The sequence below is a fragment of the Pseudomonas sp. JR33AA genome (genome assembly GCF_021378985.1).
GTDB lineage: Bacteria > Pseudomonadota > Gammaproteobacteria > Pseudomonadales > Pseudomonadaceae > Aquipseudomonas > Aquipseudomonas alloputida.
On record NZ_JAJSAW010000019.1, the window covers coordinates 19,761 to 35,374 of the forward strand.

Annotated in this window: 15 protein-coding genes and 1 pseudogene; 13 read left to right on the forward strand and 3 right to left on the reverse strand. The window is 60.7% G+C overall.

Annotated features, from left to right (window positions below):
- Positions 1-8 precede the first annotated feature (8 nt).
- From LVS58_RS21925 to LVS58_RS25385, 4 genes are read left to right on the forward strand one after another with little or no spacing between them, the layout of a single operon-like run.
- A complete protein-coding gene (locus tag LVS58_RS21925) occupies positions 9-488 on the forward strand; it encodes a fimbrial protein (RefSeq protein WP_233692789.1) in 480 nt (159 codons plus the stop codon).
- A complete protein-coding gene (locus LVS58_RS21930) occupies positions 485-988 on the forward strand; it encodes a fimbrial protein (RefSeq protein WP_233692790.1) in 504 nt (167 codons plus the stop codon). The genes LVS58_RS21925 and LVS58_RS21930 overlap by 4 nt, the downstream gene beginning before the upstream one ends.
- Before the next feature lie 8 nt (positions 989-996).
- The gene (locus LVS58_RS21935; RefSeq protein WP_233692791.1) at positions 997-1,530 is read left to right on the forward strand and encodes a fimbrial protein; all 534 of its coding nucleotides are present in this window, start codon (positions 997-999) and stop codon (positions 1,528-1,530) included.
- Positions 1,531-1,543: 13 nt separating this feature from the next.
- Positions 1,544-2,377, forward strand: a complete 834-nt coding sequence (locus tag LVS58_RS25385) for an MrpH family fimbial adhesin (protein WP_442796507.1) — start codon at positions 1,544-1,546, stop codon at positions 2,375-2,377.
- 175 nt (positions 2,378-2,552) lie between these two features.
- On the opposite strand, the pseudogene LVS58_RS21940 reads toward LVS58_RS25385, so the two are convergent.
- Positions 2,553-2,770 (reverse strand): annotated as a pseudogene (locus tag LVS58_RS21940) (IS66 family transposase); the annotation flags it as partial.
- Between the two features lie 418 nt (positions 2,771-3,188).
- On the opposite strand from LVS58_RS21940, the gene LVS58_RS21945 reads away from it, so the two are divergent.
- From LVS58_RS21945 to LVS58_RS21955, 3 genes are all read left to right on the forward strand, one after another.
- Complete coding sequence (locus LVS58_RS21945) at positions 3,189-4,505, forward strand: type II toxin-antitoxin system HipA family toxin (RefSeq protein WP_233692825.1); 1,317 nt, start codon at positions 3,189-3,191, stop codon at positions 4,503-4,505.
- Entirely contained in the window at positions 4,502-4,972 is a 471-nt protein-coding gene (locus LVS58_RS21950) for a helix-turn-helix domain-containing protein (RefSeq protein ID WP_233692792.1), read from the forward strand. The genes LVS58_RS21945 and LVS58_RS21950 overlap by 4 nt, the downstream gene beginning before the upstream one ends.
- A gap of 1,073 nt (positions 4,973-6,045) precedes the next feature.
- Positions 6,046-6,975, forward strand: coding sequence for a malate dehydrogenase (locus tag LVS58_RS21955; protein WP_233692793.1), 930 nt, complete (start codon positions 6,046-6,048; stop codon positions 6,973-6,975).
- A 106-nt stretch (positions 6,976-7,081) separates the two neighbouring features.
- Here LVS58_RS21955 and LVS58_RS21960 read toward each other — a convergent pair whose 3' ends face one another.
- Both LVS58_RS21960 and LVS58_RS21965 read right to left on the reverse strand, forming a co-directional pair.
- Positions 7,082-7,903, reverse strand: coding sequence for an amino acid ABC transporter permease (locus LVS58_RS21960; RefSeq protein WP_233692794.1), 822 nt, complete (start codon positions 7,901-7,903; stop codon positions 7,082-7,084).
- Positions 7,900-8,721, reverse strand: coding sequence for an ABC transporter substrate-binding protein (locus tag LVS58_RS21965; RefSeq protein ID WP_233692795.1), 822 nt, complete (start codon positions 8,719-8,721; stop codon positions 7,900-7,902). The genes LVS58_RS21960 and LVS58_RS21965 overlap by 4 nt, the downstream gene beginning before the upstream one ends.
- A 119-nt stretch (positions 8,722-8,840) precedes the next feature.
- Between LVS58_RS21965 and LVS58_RS21970 the strand changes: the two genes are divergently transcribed.
- The 6 genes from LVS58_RS21970 (at position 8,841) to LVS58_RS21995 (ending at position 15,517) form a co-directional block, all read left to right on the forward strand.
- Entirely contained in the window at positions 8,841-9,725 is an 885-nt protein-coding gene (locus LVS58_RS21970) for a homocysteine S-methyltransferase family protein (RefSeq protein ID WP_233692796.1), read from the forward strand.
- A gap of 167 nt (positions 9,726-9,892) precedes the next feature.
- Entirely contained in the window at positions 9,893-11,158 is a 1,266-nt protein-coding gene (locus LVS58_RS21975; protein WP_233692797.1) for a cystathionine gamma-synthase family protein, read from the forward strand.
- A 142-nt stretch (positions 11,159-11,300) separates the two neighbouring features.
- On the forward strand, positions 11,301-12,740 hold the full coding sequence (locus LVS58_RS21980) for an amino acid permease (RefSeq protein WP_014755278.1): 1,440 nt from the start codon (positions 11,301-11,303) through the stop codon (positions 12,738-12,740).
- A gap of 45 nt (positions 12,741-12,785) precedes the next feature.
- The gene (locus LVS58_RS21985; RefSeq protein WP_233692798.1) at positions 12,786-13,670 is read left to right on the forward strand and encodes a LysR substrate-binding domain-containing protein; all 885 of its coding nucleotides are present in this window, start codon (positions 12,786-12,788) and stop codon (positions 13,668-13,670) included.
- Positions 13,671-13,694: 24 nt separating this feature from the next.
- Entirely contained in the window at positions 13,695-15,083 is a 1,389-nt protein-coding gene (locus LVS58_RS21990; RefSeq protein WP_233692799.1) for a threonine synthase, read from the forward strand.
- Positions 15,080-15,517, forward strand: a complete 438-nt coding sequence (locus LVS58_RS21995) for an Lrp/AsnC family transcriptional regulator (protein WP_233692800.1) — start codon at positions 15,080-15,082, stop codon at positions 15,515-15,517. Before LVS58_RS21990 ends, LVS58_RS21995 begins: the two co-directional genes overlap by 4 nt.
- Positions 15,518-15,614 lie beyond the last annotated feature (97 nt).

Here is a 15,614-nt window from a genome sequence, read left to right on the forward strand (position 1 = left end):
CATCCGCAATGACCTTCGTACGTCCTGCACTGCTGACCATGCTATTTGGTTATGCATCCATGTCCCATGCTATCGACCAGGTGGTAAGGATCGAAGGCACCGTCTATGCGGCTATTCCGTGCGATATCAACAACGGGCAACCGATCATGGGACGCTTTGACGAGGTGCAGACCGCCCGCATCGATGGCAGCTACAAGACCATCGACCTGACCTACCAACTGGACTGCCGGCGTGCGACCACCAATGAGTTGCGCCTGCAGGTCCAGGCCGAACCTGCGTTCGACGCCACGCTGCTGAAGGTGCCTGGGCAGGACAACCTGGGTATTGCCATCAAAAAGGACGGCGCTCGCCTGCCAGTCAATAGCTGGGTCGATTTCAATAGTGGCAAGACTCCCAAGCTGCAAGCGGTGCTGGTCAAGCGAGCGAACAGCGAAATCAAGGCAGGCCCATTCAGGGCCGGCGCAACGCTGGTGGTGGATTATCGATGAACAGTCTGCACCGTAGCATGGCCATACTGGCGCTCGCAGCCTTGTCCCTGCCATCCGTTGGCGCGGAAAACATGCTGTTCACTGGCCAGCTGCTGGCGCCGCCCAGTTGTACCGTCAGCGACAAGGGGGGGCGTATCGACGTGCGCTTCGAGCGCAACATTGCGGTCAACCGTATCGATGGCGAGCGTTACCGCCAGACAATCCCCTACCAGATCGACTGCCCGGGGGCGAACGAGAGCGGTTTCACCTGGCACATGCGACTCACGCTCAAGGGCACCGACGCAGGTTTCGACCCTGCCGCGCTGCACACCTCGGAGAAAAACCTGGGCATCAAGGTACTGCTCGGTGGTACCCCATTGATCCCCAACAAGCCTCGCGAGATCAGTATCTACGAGGCGGCATTGCCGGTAATGGAAGCCGTCCCGGTAAAACTGGCCGGCGCGAAATTACCCAGCACGCAATTCACCGCTTCTGCGCTACTGATGGCTGAAATCTACTAGGAGGATGTATGGGCAAGTGGGCAATGACCCTGAACGCCTGGTTGGCCGCCAGCCTTTGGTTACCGGTAGTACATGCGGCAGAAGACAACCTGTACTTCTCCGGCACCTTGGTGAACGAGCCATGCGTGCTGGCCGAGGAAGACCAACTGGTCGAACTGGACTTTAAAACCGTGGTGGACAAAGACCTCTATCTAAACGGCAGAACCGTAGGCCGACCGATCGAACTGCACTTGCAGAACTGCGACCTGGGTACTGGCCAGCGTTCAGTCAGCATCACGTTCAACGGCAACGAAAGTAGTGATCCGGCAGGGCTTTTGCTGGTTCAAAGCGCCACGGTGAAAGGCCTGATGGTCGGGTTGGAAACACCTGCTGGCAAGGCTTTGCCATTGAACAAGACTCACCGTATGGGCGATCTGAGCAGTGGCAGTTACCAGATCAGTTTCAATGCCTACCTGCAAGGCAAAGCCGAGGTGCTCGCCAACCGCGCGCTCGGCCAGGGCGACTTTGACGCATCCCTGACGTTTGCCCTCACATATGAGTAACGTAATTATGAATATGTCGTATGCGGTTGTACTACGCAGCGTATTGCTATTGCTTTCGGGCGGCTTGGCAGCGCAAGTACAGGCCGTACCTTCGATTACCAGCACGTCAAGTCGTTATGAGGGCAGCGGGGTACGTTATTATTTTGTAGTCAATAACTGGACGGTCGATTCCAGGGACCCGAACCCGTGTGTAAGTACCGATCGAGCTGTCTCAACCTGTAACTTTTACTTGGTGATAAGAGATTCGAATTCCTGGGGTACATGGTCATATGGTAGATGGGAGATACCTATTCGCCGTACCTCCTACGGCTCGGGCGAACTGCTCTCGGACCTTCAAAAGCAGGGGGTCACCGTGCCCCTGAGCGGATCGATTCTAGTGCCGGCAGAGTATCCCTCTAGTCAGTTATGCTTCCGTTTTAACTGGTCCCACACCGGCCCTAACCTTGGGGGAGCGGTCAACGATTGGGGTTATTATTGTAACCGTGTCGTTGCGCCGCCGCTTTCCTGCTCTATCACGGGTAACTCCATCATTACTCACACGCCGGTATCTGACCGGGAAATCAACATGTCAACGGCTTCGACCGTGCTCAAAGTGCAGTGCTCTGGGCCATCTAGCGTCACGGTTACAGCATCCAGACCAGACTCTCGGGGAGTGCCACTCAGAGATAATGGCAGCTTGTTTTCAAGCATTACAGTCAATGGCGAGGACGCTACCTCGGGTGTCAATGTAAGGCTTCCTGACGGCCGAAATGGCTCGCTGAATATTCGTTCGAGACTGAGTAGCATTGGGACTGTCAAACCGGGTCCGTTCTCCGGCTCAACGGTGATTACAGTATCACCCCCTTAACGAACACGGGGGCGAAAGGTCACTACGGACCTGCGACGGGGCAAGCCCTGGTACTGAGACCATTCCACAAGCCCAGGGCCCCGAAAAAAGTAAGCGATCCATGAACCCCACCTAGCGCAAGGTGAGGCCATCGTTTACCGTGGCATTTCTAATGAACAGTTCCACGGCAACAGCGCTTCATAACTTGGACGCGGGTTTCATCGCAATGGATGACCGGGCTTTCCAGCAACCGGTCGCGCATCAGACTCAGCAGTGGTTGCAGGTGCTCACCACACTGAATCACCCAGCGCGCCAAGGTCTGACGCGGCGGCTCAGCACCGTTTCAAAACGGTGCAGCGGCAAGCCATCGACTTACTTGGTGGTCAACAGCATTGCCAGCACGCTCGGGCTCGCTGATTAAGCCAGGTCGATCAGCAAGGGCAGAGGTCAGAAAAAATGGGCACTCGAAGCACGTTAAGTAAGTGCTATTGGGGTCTGTCCCCCTTTTTTATTTTCGGGAGTGAACAAAAAGGGGGAGGACTCTAGTTCCCAAACCGCTAGGTCGTGCCTAGTCCTAGATCCGCGTTGCTCGTAGGAATCGTCTCGTTAGGCAAATAAACATGGTTCTATAACCCAAGGGCCGAATCACAGGCAGTGCCTGCTTCCCCAGGCGCAGCAACTATCTCTAGCACCATCCCGTGCGCTGTGGATACATAATCGGTAGTGTGGTACCGGTTTCTCTATTCTGAAGCATTTAATCGGCAAAATATTGCCGATTTAGGCTGTGCGCACTATATTAGTCAGCATTCAAATGCTGATTAATGGTGTCGTGATGCCGCTCAGACTAACGATCCAGGCTTTCTCCGATGGTGCATGGAGCGATGCAGCGACACTCACGGTTGAGAACCCCGAGCGTGTTGCTGATGGAAGGTGCCTTGTCGCATACGACGGCGACTACATCATCGCGAACGTTGATCGAATGGAAGATCGTTGCGAACTCGCCCTAAGCGTTAACCTTCCGTTGAACTGGGACCACCATGACGTCAAAGGGTATCCAGCATTCCTCTACGACATCATTCCCTCTGGTGCTGCCAAGGACTCTCTTCAATCCCGCTACGGGCGTCTCAAGCCCGAAGGTGTGGAAATGGGGCTGTACCTTCTGGAACGCTTCACGCCGGCGCCTATTGGGCACCTGCGCATCAAGGAATCGGTGGAAGGCCTTCAGGCGGATCGGAACGAGGCTTTTGAGCGTGCTGAGGTCGTGGACAGGACGAACGAATTTCTTGAGTACGCCTATGAAACCGGCGCGGCGTTGGGCGGTGCTACCGGTGCCAACGGGCAAGCCCCCAAGCTGGTCATGACCGAAGCCCACAACGGTGCTTTGTACGCTGATGCGATGCTCCCCGATGACCAGGCGTGCCGTCACTGGCTGATCAAATTCGCGCGTAATCGGGGCGGCGAGCGCGACCAAGACATCCTGCGAACAGAGTTTCATTACTACAAGGCGGTTGCTGCCCTCGGCCTTGATACGGTTCCCTCTGATGGTTTGTCGCTTGAAGAAGCAGTGAAGCCAAGTCTCTGGATGCCACGATTTGATCGCGGAGTAGTGGATGGCGTGGTGGAGCGGATACCGCTGGAGTCGGTGTACTCGATCTGCGGTATTACCGGGTACGCGCATCCGATGGCGCATGCCGAAGTGGTTCACCGACTGGTAGGTCTATGGATCGATAACGGCCAGCAGGATGAAGTGGACGACCTGGTGTTCGAGTACGTGCGGCGCGATCTGCTGAACCGCATTCTAGGGAACACCGATAACCACGGCCGCAACACCTCCATCATGCGTGTGGGTGGGAGGTTTCGTTTGGCGCCAATCTATGACCTCGCGCCAATGATCCTGGATGAAGAGGGCATCACACGGACGACGAAGTGGGCGGCGGAGCGCAAGGGGTCTTCTAATTGGCGCGACAACTGCGCTGAACTTGTTGGTTACACTGATCCCGATGTACTGCTGCAACGGTTGATGCATGCGGCTGAGGCATTCAGGGCGTTGCCCGATCTGCTGACCGATGCGCCTGAATCGATGCGCAATGCAGCCTCGCTACCCGTGAATAACCTGGATAAACGACTGGTGGAGTGGGGACTGCGATGAAAAAGCTACAGCCTGAAGAGCGCGCCCAGCTTGTAGAGGATATCGTCAAGCGCAACGCGGCGGGGCTCGATCCAATTGGCACGTCCATCCGCCGTCTGCGGCTTGAAGTCACCGGGCTTGACCAAGAGACCTTCGCGGCCATGTGCAAGATATCCACGAAAAGCCTGTACGAACTGGAAAGCGGGAAGTCGAATCCGAAGCTCAGCACTTTGGAGGCGGTGCTGCGTCTCTTTGGCGTACGGATGGGGATGGTGATGACTGCCAAAGATAAGCCCACTGCAACGCTGGTCGGCAACACTGTTGGTCAGTTGAAGGCTGGTGGGCCAGTCTCTGTGGCCGCGCCGCTGGCCAGTTCCAACGTGGTGGCCGGACCGAAACGAGGTAAAAGCCCTGCGGCAGCCAAAGCGAAGAAGGCACTGTCGAGGCCGGTATCGCCACGGATACGGAAAATCGGTCAGGAAAAGTGAGAGTGATGTGGGATGCAAATAAAGTCTCATCCCATCGTTCCTCTTGCTGATTGGTTGCGGCATTAAGTCTGGTAGCAGTTGATGAGCGGTGGGCCAAATGTCGGGGTTGCAGCTGGCTCCTTCTGTTGAAGGCCGATGCTGGGTGATTCCTGTCAGGCCGGGGTATGGGGCTGCTGCGCAGCCCATCGCAGGCAAGCCAGCTCCTACACGGACCGCACAAGGCCTGGCGTGTGTGCGTTACTTGTGGCGAGCAATTTCCTACGAAACGCGCAGTTCATTCGTACTCTCGAAAACTTGCGAAAACAGCCACCTAGGAATAAAGTCCCTCAGTCGCCGAAGCATCGGCGACGCGACCTTGGCCGGTCGGAATCGAAAGGCGCATCAGCGCCCAGTCTTCATCGCAGGCGCTTTTTTTGTGCCCGCGATGTCGTGTTATGGCGGTGGTGCGCGGGACACCTTCGGGTGTGCCGGGCTCCTTTCGTCCCGGTCGGCCAACCCGCGTACTGCTGCCACCTTAACTTGCTTGGAACACAACCCGCGTCTGAGTTTTCGCAACACGGCCGGTTCCATCAGGCGATCCGGATCATCAGCCGGTTGGCCAGTGAGCAGTGTGGGAAGGTAATGGAACGAAGCGAGCAGGGTCTGGAGCGTTAGGCCAGATCGTTGATCAAGGGTGGGGCCAGGTAGCAACAGCGGGGCTGGCCCTCAACTAACAGCCATCTAGTGCTTTTTGCCTGTGAAGCTGGCTGCGTGGTGGATGGCAAGGGCTTTGCCCGTGTTCGCGGGGCAAGGCCGCCGTCCCCACGGTGATGTCGCTAGCTTTTGAACTTTGTGCATGACAGTTGCTCCCGCAAGGCCGCTGGCAAATCCTGGTACTGAGACCATCCCACAAGCCCCGGGCCCCGGAAAAACACGGGGCTGGAATCTTTCCAGGCCGGCGCTAGCCTCAGAAGCCCCAGCGTCCTCTCAGCTACCAGCCATCAGCCTTCGGGTGGCCTTTTCGCAGTGGCGGTCAATACTTCTCTCTATACGCAGGCGTGTTCCTGGTGGCGCGCGCCGCTGGGAGGTGTCTGGTGAACAAATTAACGATTGTGGGTGCCGGCCTGGTCGGCGAGGCGGCGGCGCAGATCATCGCCCGGGACGAGTTGTGCCGTGAGCTGGTGTTGATGGACGTGCAGGGTGAACTGGCGCAGGGCAAGGCGCTGGACGTTTGGCAGGCCGCTGTAGATTCAGGTTCCGATACCCATGTTCATGGCGGGGCCAAAGCCGAGATGCTGGAGGGTTCCGAGCTGGTGGTGATCACGGCGGGCGTGCCGCGCAAGCCCGGCCAGTCGCGTCAGGATGTATTGAGCACCAACCTGCCAATCCTCGACAGCATCATGGCGGATATCAAGCACCACGCGCCGACAGCGACGGTGCTGGTGGTGTCCAACCCGGTCGATGTGCTCACCTACCGCGCCTGGAGCGTGAGCGGGCAGGGGCGCGACAAGGTGTTCGGGCAGGCGGGGGTGCTGGATACCGCGCGCATGAAGTGTTTCATCGCCGAGCAAACCGGGTTTTCTGCACGGGATATCACGGCGCTGGTGCTGGGCGGGCATGGCGACAGCATGGTGCCGTTGATGCGCTACTGCCAGATCGGCTCGGTGCCGCTGTCGCACTTCCTGTCCGATGAGCAGATCGAGCAGATTGTCGAGCGCACCCGTAAGGGCGGCGGCGAGATTCTGGGGTTGAAAAAGATGGGGAGCGCCTGCGATGCACCGGGCGTGGCCATTGCGCAGATGGTCGATGCGATCGCCAAGGGGCGGAACCGTATCTTGCCGGCGGTGGCGATTCTCGAGGGCGAATATGGGCGAACGGATATCGCCATGGGGGTACCCTGTGTACTGGCAGACAACGGGCTTGCGCGGATTATCGAGTTGCCGCTGGATGCGCAGGAACAGGCGATGTTCGACCACTCGGCAGACCAGGTGGCTCGGGATATTGCTGAAATGAAGGCGCTGTGACGTTGTGGGCGCTTTAGCCGCGAAGAATCCAACGCGGTGCATGGCACCGGCTGCGCCGGTGTTCGCGGCTAAAGCCGCTCCCACAGTGCCCCTGCCAGTTCAGCCCTCAGCGCTGATAAGCCTTGCCAAAATGCCGCTCCAGGCGCGCCTGCAGCAGCTCCAGCAGTATCGACAGCACCCAGTAGATCACCGCAGCGGTGGTGAGCATTTCCAGGTAGCGATAGCTCGAACGCCCATACGACTGCGCCAGAAACATCACCTCCCATACCCCCATCACGGATATCAGCGACGAGTCCTTGAGCATCGAGATGAACTGGTTGGCGGTGGGCGGAATGATCACCCGCATGGCCTGGGGCAGGATGACGTGGCAGAAGATCTGCGGCGTGCGCATGCCCAGCGCCAATGCTGCTTCACGTTGCCCACGGGCCACGCCGAGGATGCCGGCGCGGAAGATCTCGCTCAGGTAGGCCCCGTAGTTCAGCGACAAGGCAATGATGCCGGCGCTGATGGCGCCGGGTACCAGGCCCACCTGCGGTAGCCCCAGGTAGATCAGCAGAATCTGGATCAGCAGCGGCGTGCCACGGAAGAACGAGGTGTAGAAGCTGGCGACCCCCACCAGCACCGCGCTGGTGGATAACCGTGCCAGCGCGGCGGCAAAGCCGAGCAGCACGGATACCACCATCGAGCACAGGCACAGGAACAGGGTCAGTGCGGCGCCTTGCAGAAAACCATTGGGCCCCAGCTTGAAGCCGGCCAGGTTGGGAAACTTCTCCAGAATGATGGCGAACTTCAGGTCAAAGCTGAGGAAGAAGGCGACAAACAGCCCGAAAAGCGCCAGCCAGGTCAGCAGTAACCGGCTGCGAAAGCCGAACAGGCCGGCGCCCGCAGGCTTTGCCACGGGCTTGGGGGAGGGGGGGAAGGTGCTCATTTGCTGATGTCGGCGCCAATCCATTTCTGCGACAGCTTGGCCAGGGTGCCATCAGCCTTCAGCTCGGCGAACACCTGGCGTACCTTGGCATCCCACTCAGGGTCGCCTTTTTCGATGGCCACCGCGTTGGGCTCTTCATACAGCGGCGCGCCGGCCAGCTTGAAGCGCTTGTCCTGTTGCAGGCGCGGCTGCGCGGTCACCAGGTTGGTAATGATGGCGTCCAGGCGCACGCCAGTGCCCAGGCCCAGGTCCTGGAAGGCAACGTTTTCAGTGTCGTAGGGCGCAGCCTGTACGAAGTCGAACGGGTAATCGATCTTCTGCTCTTCCTTGCCTTCAATGACCAGGTTCTTGTTCAGGTAGCTTTCGTAGCTCGATGCGCTGATCGAACCCACTTTGCGGCCTTCCAGGTCTTTGGCGCCATGGATGCGCTCATCCGAGGCATTGACCACGATCACGGCGGGCGATGCGTAGTACTCCACGGGGAAGTCGAACACCTCGGCGCGTGCCTTGCTGGGGGTCATCGAGCAAATGCAGATGTCGTAGCGACCGCTCCAGCGGCCAGCGGCGATCACGTCCCAGGACGGTGTTTCCAGGCGCAGTTTGACGCCGAGCTTGTCGGCCACTGCCTTGGCCACGTCCACGTCGTAACCGTCGAGCTGGTTATGGTCATTGAGGAAGGAAAACGGCGGGTAGCTTTCCATCAGCACATTGACCATTTCCTTGCGCGATTCAACCCGCTCCAATGTGGCGCCGGCAAAGGCTTGGGTGGCAGTTGCGAGCAGTACAAGGCCCGCACCCAGCAGAGAAGAAAATCGCATGTACATACCTGATATGTTGGGCAAATGGGTGATAGGGTATTTAATAGTTATAACCGCCAATCCCCATAATGAATTTTATTCATAAGAACCTTCAGAGAAGTTATATGGCAGAGCGAACGATGGTAATTCTGGACGGCGGCATGGGCCGAGAGCTGCAGCGCAGTGGCGCACCGTTTCGCCAGCCCGAGTGGTCGGCGCTGGCGCTGAGCGAGGCGCCGGAGGCGGTCGTGGGCGTGCATGCAGCCTTCATCGAGGCGGGTGCGCAGGTCATCACCAGCAACAGCTATGCGGTAGTGCCGTTCCACATCGGTGAAGAACGCTTTGCCGCCGAGGGGCGACAGCTGGCCCATATCGCAGGCCAGCTTGCGCGGCACGCGGCCGATGCCGGCGCGCACCCGGTCAGGGTGGCCGGTTCGCTGCCGCCGCTGTTCGGCTCCTACCGCCCCGACCTGTTCCAGCCCGAGCGTGTGGCCGAGGTGTTGACCCCGCTGCTTCAGGGCCTGGCCCCGCATGTTGACCTGTGGCTGGCCGAAACCCAGAGTTCCGTGGCCGAAGTGCGGGCCATTCATAGCCATTTGCCGACAGACGGCAGGCCGTTTTGGGTGTCATTCACCCTGCAGGACGAGGACGTCGACGACGTTGCGCGCCTGCGTTCCGGTGAACCGGTGGCCGAAGCCATCGAAGCCGCAGTCAGCCTGGGGGTGGCGGCGGTGTTGTTCAACTGCAGCCAGCCTGAGGTGATCGGCGCCGCCATTGATACCGCGCGCGCGGTCATCGAGCGACACAACGCCGAGATCGCCATTGGTGCCTATGCCAACGCCTTCCCACCGCAGCCCAAAGAAGCCACTGCCAACGATGGCCTGGACGAACTGCGCGAAGACCTCGACCCGCCCGGTTACCTGGCATGGGCCAAGGACTGGCGTGCGCGGGGTGCCAGCATGGTCGGCGGTTGCTGTGGCATTGGCCCGGAGCATATCGCCGAGCTCAAGCGCAACCTGGCCTAAGCGCCCACGTGGCCGGGTGGCTTTTGCAGCGCCCGGCCCGCAGCCATTAAAAAAAACGCCAGTCAGACCCGGATTCCATCGTTTTTCAGGCCCCCGCCATCTCCCTATAGTCCGCTGAAGGCCGATGCTGCATCGGTGTACACAACTCAGCTGGGCGGGAACCGGATATGAACAACAACGAAAAATTCGAGGGTATTGCTGCGGCCGGTGTGGGTACGCGGGTAGTGTGGAGCGGGGAACAGGTACAGCACCCGTACAACGCCACGCAGACCCCGATCGTGGTCAGCGCCGCTTATGGCTACAACGATATCGATGCCTGGTACGACGTGGCGCAGGGCAAGCAGCCGGGCTTCATCTACAGCCGCATGAGCAACCCCACGGTCGCCACGCTGGAAGCAAAACTGGCCGAGCTGGAGCAAGCCGAGTCGGCAGTCGCGTTCAGCAGCGGCATGGCGGCCATCAGTGCCGTGCTGCATACCTTCCTGTCTAACGGCAAACGCGTGGTGTCGACCCGCGACAGCTATGGCGGCACCAACAAGATCTTCGAAGAGTTCCTGCCGCGCATGGGCGTGCAAGTGTGCCTGTGCGATACCTTGGACACCGAAGCGCTGGAGCGCGAGATTGCCACCGGTTGCGACCTGCTGTACCTGGAAACCCCCACCAACCCGACGCTGAAGGTGCTGGACATTCGTCGGCTGAGCGCCGCTGCGCACAAGGTGGGGGCGCTGGTGGTGGCCGACAACACCTTTGCCACGCCATTGAACCAGAACCCGCTGGCGCTGGGCGTGGATGTGGTGGTGCACAGCGCAACCAAGTTTCTGTCCGGGCATGGTGACGTGCTGGGTGGGGTGGTGTGCGGCGCGGAGGCGTTGATGGCCCAGGTGCGACACTACCGGGAAATCAACGGTGCGGCGCTGGACCCGTTCTCGGCCTACCTGATCATCCGTGGCATCAAGACCCTGGCAGTGCGCCTGCGCCAGCAGCAAGCCAGTGCCATGGCACTGGCCCGGTACCTGAGCACCGAGCCGCTGGTCGAGGCGGTGAACTACCCAGGTTTGCCGGAGCATGCCGGGCATGCCATTGCCAAGGCGCAAATGCGCGGTTTTGGCGCCATTGTCAGCTTTGTGCTGAAAGGCGGCATGCCGACCGTGGCCCGTTTGCTGCCGCGGCTGAAGTACGCCCACCGGGCCGGCAACCTCGGCGCGGTCGAAACCATCTATGGCCCGGCACGCACCACCAGCCATGTCGAGAACACCTTGGAAGAACGCCTGGCGCTGGGCATTTCCGAAGGGCTGGTGCGCATTTCAGTGGGCATCGAGGAAACCGATGACCTGCTGGCGGACCTGGCACAGGCCTGTGCATCGGTGCGTGAGGAACTGGCCGCAGCAAAGGAATTGCACGCAGACGCAGACGCCTGCCAGGTCCAGGCCTGAGGCAGGCGCGTAGCACTCACCCGTGCGGTGGGTGCCACTTCATGAAGTCGAACAAAAACAATATGCAAGGCAACTCGATTCGCTCTGCCAAGACGAGGTCGTTGCTACGTCCTTGCCCGCCAACTTTCATGAGTAACCCACAATGTCCGTGCAGACAACCACAACTAGAAATGCCTCGGCGCATACCTTCAAGCAGGATATGCAAACCCGCCACATCGTCATGCTGGCACTGGGCGGTGTGATAGGCACCGGCCTGTTTCTCACATCGGGCTACACCGTTAACCAGGCCGGCCCGTTGGGCGCGGTCATCGCTTACATACTCGGCGCAATCATGGTGTACCTGGTGATGATGTGCCTGGGCGAGCTGGCGGTACACATGCCGGAAGTCGGCTCGTTCAGCAGTTATGCCACGCGTTACCTCGGCCCGGGCACCGGTTACATGGTGGCCTGGATGTACTGGCTGACCTGGACGGTGGCCATCGGCTCCGAATTCACCGCCGCGGGCATCCTGATGGTGCGCTGGTTCCCCGACACGCCGGTATGGATGTGGAGTGCGCTGTTCGGCGCCGCGGTGTTCATCAGCAACATCATTTCGGTGCGGTCGTTCGCCGAAACCGAATTCTGGTTGTCACTGGTCAAGGTGTTGGCCGTCATCGCCTTTCTGGTGGTGGGCGGCGGGGCCATTCTGGGTGGCTTCGAGATCCAGCAGGCGCACAGTGCAGGGCTGGGCAATTTCACCCGTGAAGGCTTGTTCCCCACCGGCTTCTGGTCAATTGCCATGACCCTGCTGGCAGTGGCCTTCGCGTTCTCGGGCACCGAGCTGATCGGCATCGCGGCCGGCGAAACCAAAGACCCGGAAAAGAACGTCCCCAAAGCCATTCGCACCACGGTCCTGCGCCTGGCGCTGTTCTTCATCGGCACCATCTTTGTACTGGCCACCTTGCTGCCGCGTGAACAGGCTGGGGTTATTGAAAGCCCGTTCGTGATGGTCTTTGCGATGATTGGTATCCCGTATGCGGCCGATATCATGAACTTCGTCATCATCACCGCGCTGCTGTCTGCCGCAAACTCCGGCCTCTACGCCGCTTCGCGCATGCTCTGGACCCTCAGCGACCAAGGCAACATGCCCCGCCGTTACGCCACGCTGTCGCGCCGGGGCACACCGTTCAATGCGATCGTGCTGAGCATGGCTGGTGGCATGGCTTCGCTGTTGAGCAGTGTGTTTGCCCCCGACACCATCTACCTGGCGCTGGTGTCGATTTCAGGGTTGGCCGTGGTGGTGGTGTGGATCAGCATCGCGGCCAGCCAAATCGCATTCCGCCGTCATTACATCGCCAGCGGCGGCAAGCTCGAGGACCTCAAGTTCCGGGTGCGTGGCTACCCGTTCGTACCACTGGGGGCCATTTTCTGCTGCGTACTGGCCTGCGTCGGCATTGCCTTCGACCCAGCTCAGCGCGTTGCCTTGTACTTCGGCTTGCCCTTCATTGCCTGGTGCTACCTGGCCTATTGGCTGACGTGCAAGTACCGCAGCCGCCGTACGGGCCCGCTGGAAATCGTCGCCCCAGGTTCCGAGGCCGCCTGAGCAGGTGATACTAGGCCACCGGAACCTAGCCACGAGAAGCCGCCGATGACTCAGAAAACCTTGCCCCCCCTGAACTGGCTGAGAGCCTTCGAAGTGTCGGCGCGTTACTTGAACTTCACCCATGCGGCAGAAGAGCTGCACCTTACCCAAGGGGCCGTGAGCCAGCAGATTCGTCACCTGGAAAGCCAGTTGGGTGTGGCGCTGTTCAAGCGCCTGCCGCGTGGGTTGGGGCTGACCGAAGAAGGGCAGTCCTACCTGCCGGTGGTGCAGGACGCCATCAGCCGCCTTGCCGTCGGCACCAATGAAATCTTCGGGCAACGCCAGCGTCGGCCCCTGAAGGTAAGGGGCAGCCTGTCGTTCCTGCACTTCTGGCTGGCCCCGCGGCTAGCCGACTTTCGGCGTTCGCACCCGCAGGTGGATATCCGCTACATCAGCAACCTGTGGGTCAAGGAGCTGGATGCCGAAGATGATCTGGAAATCCGCTGGGGCAGCGGGCAGTGGGCCGGCGTTGAGGCGCAGCGCCTGACCCGCGATGTGCTGGTGCCGGTGTGCGCACCCGCGCTGCTGGCCGGTTGCCCGCTGCGCGATCCGCGCGACCTGGCCCGTGTGCCGTTGCTGCATGTGCTGGGTTACGAGGAGGGGTGGGGCTACTGGCTGGAGCGGGTCGGCGCCGATCAGGTCGATTCTTCCAGCGGCCTGCAGTTCGACACGCTGGTGTCGACCCTGCGCATGGCGGAGCTGGGGCTGGGCGTGGCGCTGGCACGCTCGTCGCTGGTCGAGGATCTGCTGCAGGAGGGGCGGCTGGTCGCTCCCTTTGCCCAGCGTATCGAGGCAAGCGAGTCGTTTTTCCTGGTACGCGGCCTGGGTGAAGCATTGTCCCCCGATGCCCAGGCGTTCAGCCATTGGCTGGTGGCCATGGCGCATCGTTAATTTACGTAGCTATCTGGAGCACCGATGCAGTACACATCCACGCGCGGCAACGAGACACGGGTCGATTTCCGCACGGCATTGCTTTCTGGCCTGGCCGACGATGGCGGGCTTTATGTGCCCATCTCGGTACCGGTGTTCAGCCCACAGGAAATTGCCAGCTGGTCGTGGTTGCCCTTCGACGAACTGGCCTGGCGGGTAATGGCGCCGTTTGTTGGCGATACCCTCGACGAGCCTACCCTCAGGGCGCTGGTCAGCGACAGCTATCGCGGGTTCCGCCACCGCGGCATTGCGCCGTTGCAGCAGCTTGGCCATAACGAATGGATCCTGCAGCTTTTCCATGGGCCTACCCGGTCCTCCAAGGACTTTGCCGCGCAGTTGCAGGCGCGCTTTGTCCGGCATTTTCTGGGGGCGGAGTGCGAGCGGGTCATGCTGGTCGGTGCCAGCAACGGCGATACCGCAGTAGCGGCTATCGAAGCGCTGCGGCATTGCCCTGCAGCAGGCTTGCTGGCGCTATACCCCAGCGCAGGCACACCCGCTGACCGCGCGGCAGTGATGCGCAGTGCCGCGTCCGACAGCGTAAGTTGCGTGGCTGTGGATGGCAGCTTTGACGATTGCCAGTCGCTGGTGTCGGCGCTGCTGCGCGACTGGCCCTGCCCCGGGCTGATTCCGGTCAGCTTCAACTCCACCAACTGGGTTGGTGTGCTGGCGCAGATCGTGTTCTATTTCCATGCCGCGCTGCAGCTCGGTGGCGGGATACGCCCGGTCGGGTTCAGTATCCCCACGGCCAGCTTTGCCGAGATCTACGCGGGGTTCATTGCCCAGAAAATGGGCCTGCCGATCAACCAGATCATCGTCTCCACCAACCGCAACGATGCCTTGCACCGGTTCATTCACTGCAACCGCTACAGCCGTGGCTCCACCAGCCAGACCTTGTCACCGGTCATGGACTTTTCGCTGTTCTCCAACCTGGAGCGCTTCGTCTGGGAACTGTATGACCGCGATGGCGGGGCAACCCGGGCACTGATGGAGCACTTTGAGGCGTGTGGCGAGCTGAGCATCGGCAACCGCCAGTGGTTGCATGCGCGCATGCTGTTCGACTCCTATGCCGTGGACGACGCGCTGATTCGCGACGAAATTGTCACGCTGTTCCACGAAACGGGCAGCGCAGTAGACCCTCATGCCGCGACAGGGGTATTCGCCGGGCGCCTGCACCGGCGCAACATCGGTGCGCCCATCGTCACGCTGGGGCAGTTTGCCCCCGAAAAGTCTGCCGGGCTGCTGGCGGAGCTGGGGGCCTGGCACGGTGAGGTGCCCGCCGGCGCGGTCGGCACAGCGGGCGATGGGCCGCTGTTGGCACCTGACGACCTGGCCGGTGTTCATGCCCTGTTGGCCCGGTTGCAGGCTGGGCGATGAAGCGCATCCTCGACCCCCTGGACGAGCGCATTCTCGCCGAGCTCACCGCCAATGCGCGTATCGCCCACGCCGAGCTGGGGTTGAAGGTGAACCTGTCGCGCAATGCGGTACGCCAGCGCATCGAGCGCCTGGAGCGCGACGGCGCCATTCAGGGCTACACCCTGCGCATCGGTGAGGGCAGGCGGCCGGCGTCGTTGATCAACGCGGTGATCTTCGTCTACCGCTATGACCGCATGCGCGGTGAGGCGGTACTCGATGCGCTGCGCCAGATCCCCGAGGTGATCCAGTGCGAAGTGCTCAGCGGCGAGTTCGACCTGATGGTGCGCGTCGAGGCCTCCAGCCCGGAGCGGGTGCACCATGTGTGGAAGGAAATCGCGGCCATGCCTGGGGTGGAGAACACGGTGACATCGTTCGTCCTGGCCGCGGTGGTCTGAACCACGTCTTCACACTGGCTACCGCAACGCCGCCTGGGTTCGCGCCCTGGCGGCGTTTTGCGTATTGCCCAGGCGCAGGCGTGCGCTTTGCACTGGC

What these genes read in the sequence shown, in the direction of transcription:
- LVS58_RS21925 (WP_233692789.1), top strand. Translation starts at nt 9, where the DNA reads ATGACCTTCGTACGTCCTGCACTGCTGACCATGCTATTTGGTTATGCA.
- LVS58_RS21930 (WP_233692790.1), top strand. Translation starts at nt 485, where the DNA reads ATGAACAGTCTGCACCGTAGCATGGCCATACTGGCGCTCGCAGCCTTG.
- LVS58_RS21935 (WP_233692791.1), top strand. Translation starts at nt 997, where the DNA reads ATGGGCAAGTGGGCAATGACCCTGAACGCCTGGTTGGCCGCCAGCCTT.
- LVS58_RS25385 (WP_442796507.1), top strand. Translation starts at nt 1,544, where the DNA reads ATGTCGTATGCGGTTGTACTACGCAGCGTATTGCTATTGCTTTCGGGC.
- LVS58_RS21945 (WP_233692825.1), top strand. Translation starts at nt 3,189, where the DNA reads ATGCCGCTCAGACTAACGATCCAGGCTTTCTCCGATGGTGCATGGAGC.
- LVS58_RS21950 (WP_233692792.1), top strand. Translation starts at nt 4,502, where the DNA reads ATGAAAAAGCTACAGCCTGAAGAGCGCGCCCAGCTTGTAGAGGATATC.
- LVS58_RS21960 (WP_233692794.1), bottom strand. Translation starts at nt 7,903, where the DNA reads ATGAGCACCTTCCCCCCCTCCCCCAAGCCCGTGGCAAAGCCTGCGGGC.
- LVS58_RS21965 (WP_233692795.1), bottom strand. Translation starts at nt 8,721, where the DNA reads ATGCGATTTTCTTCTCTGCTGGGTGCGGGCCTTGTACTGCTCGCAACT.
- LVS58_RS21970 (WP_233692796.1), top strand. Translation starts at nt 8,841, where the DNA reads ATGGTAATTCTGGACGGCGGCATGGGCCGAGAGCTGCAGCGCAGTGGC.
- LVS58_RS21975 (WP_233692797.1), top strand. Translation starts at nt 9,893, where the DNA reads ATGAACAACAACGAAAAATTCGAGGGTATTGCTGCGGCCGGTGTGGGT.
- LVS58_RS21980 (WP_014755278.1), top strand. Translation starts at nt 11,301, where the DNA reads ATGTCCGTGCAGACAACCACAACTAGAAATGCCTCGGCGCATACCTTC.
- LVS58_RS21985 (WP_233692798.1), top strand. Translation starts at nt 12,786, where the DNA reads ATGACTCAGAAAACCTTGCCCCCCCTGAACTGGCTGAGAGCCTTCGAA.
- LVS58_RS21990 (WP_233692799.1), top strand. Translation starts at nt 13,695, where the DNA reads ATGCAGTACACATCCACGCGCGGCAACGAGACACGGGTCGATTTCCGC.
- LVS58_RS21995 (WP_233692800.1), top strand. Translation starts at nt 15,080, where the DNA reads ATGAAGCGCATCCTCGACCCCCTGGACGAGCGCATTCTCGCCGAGCTC.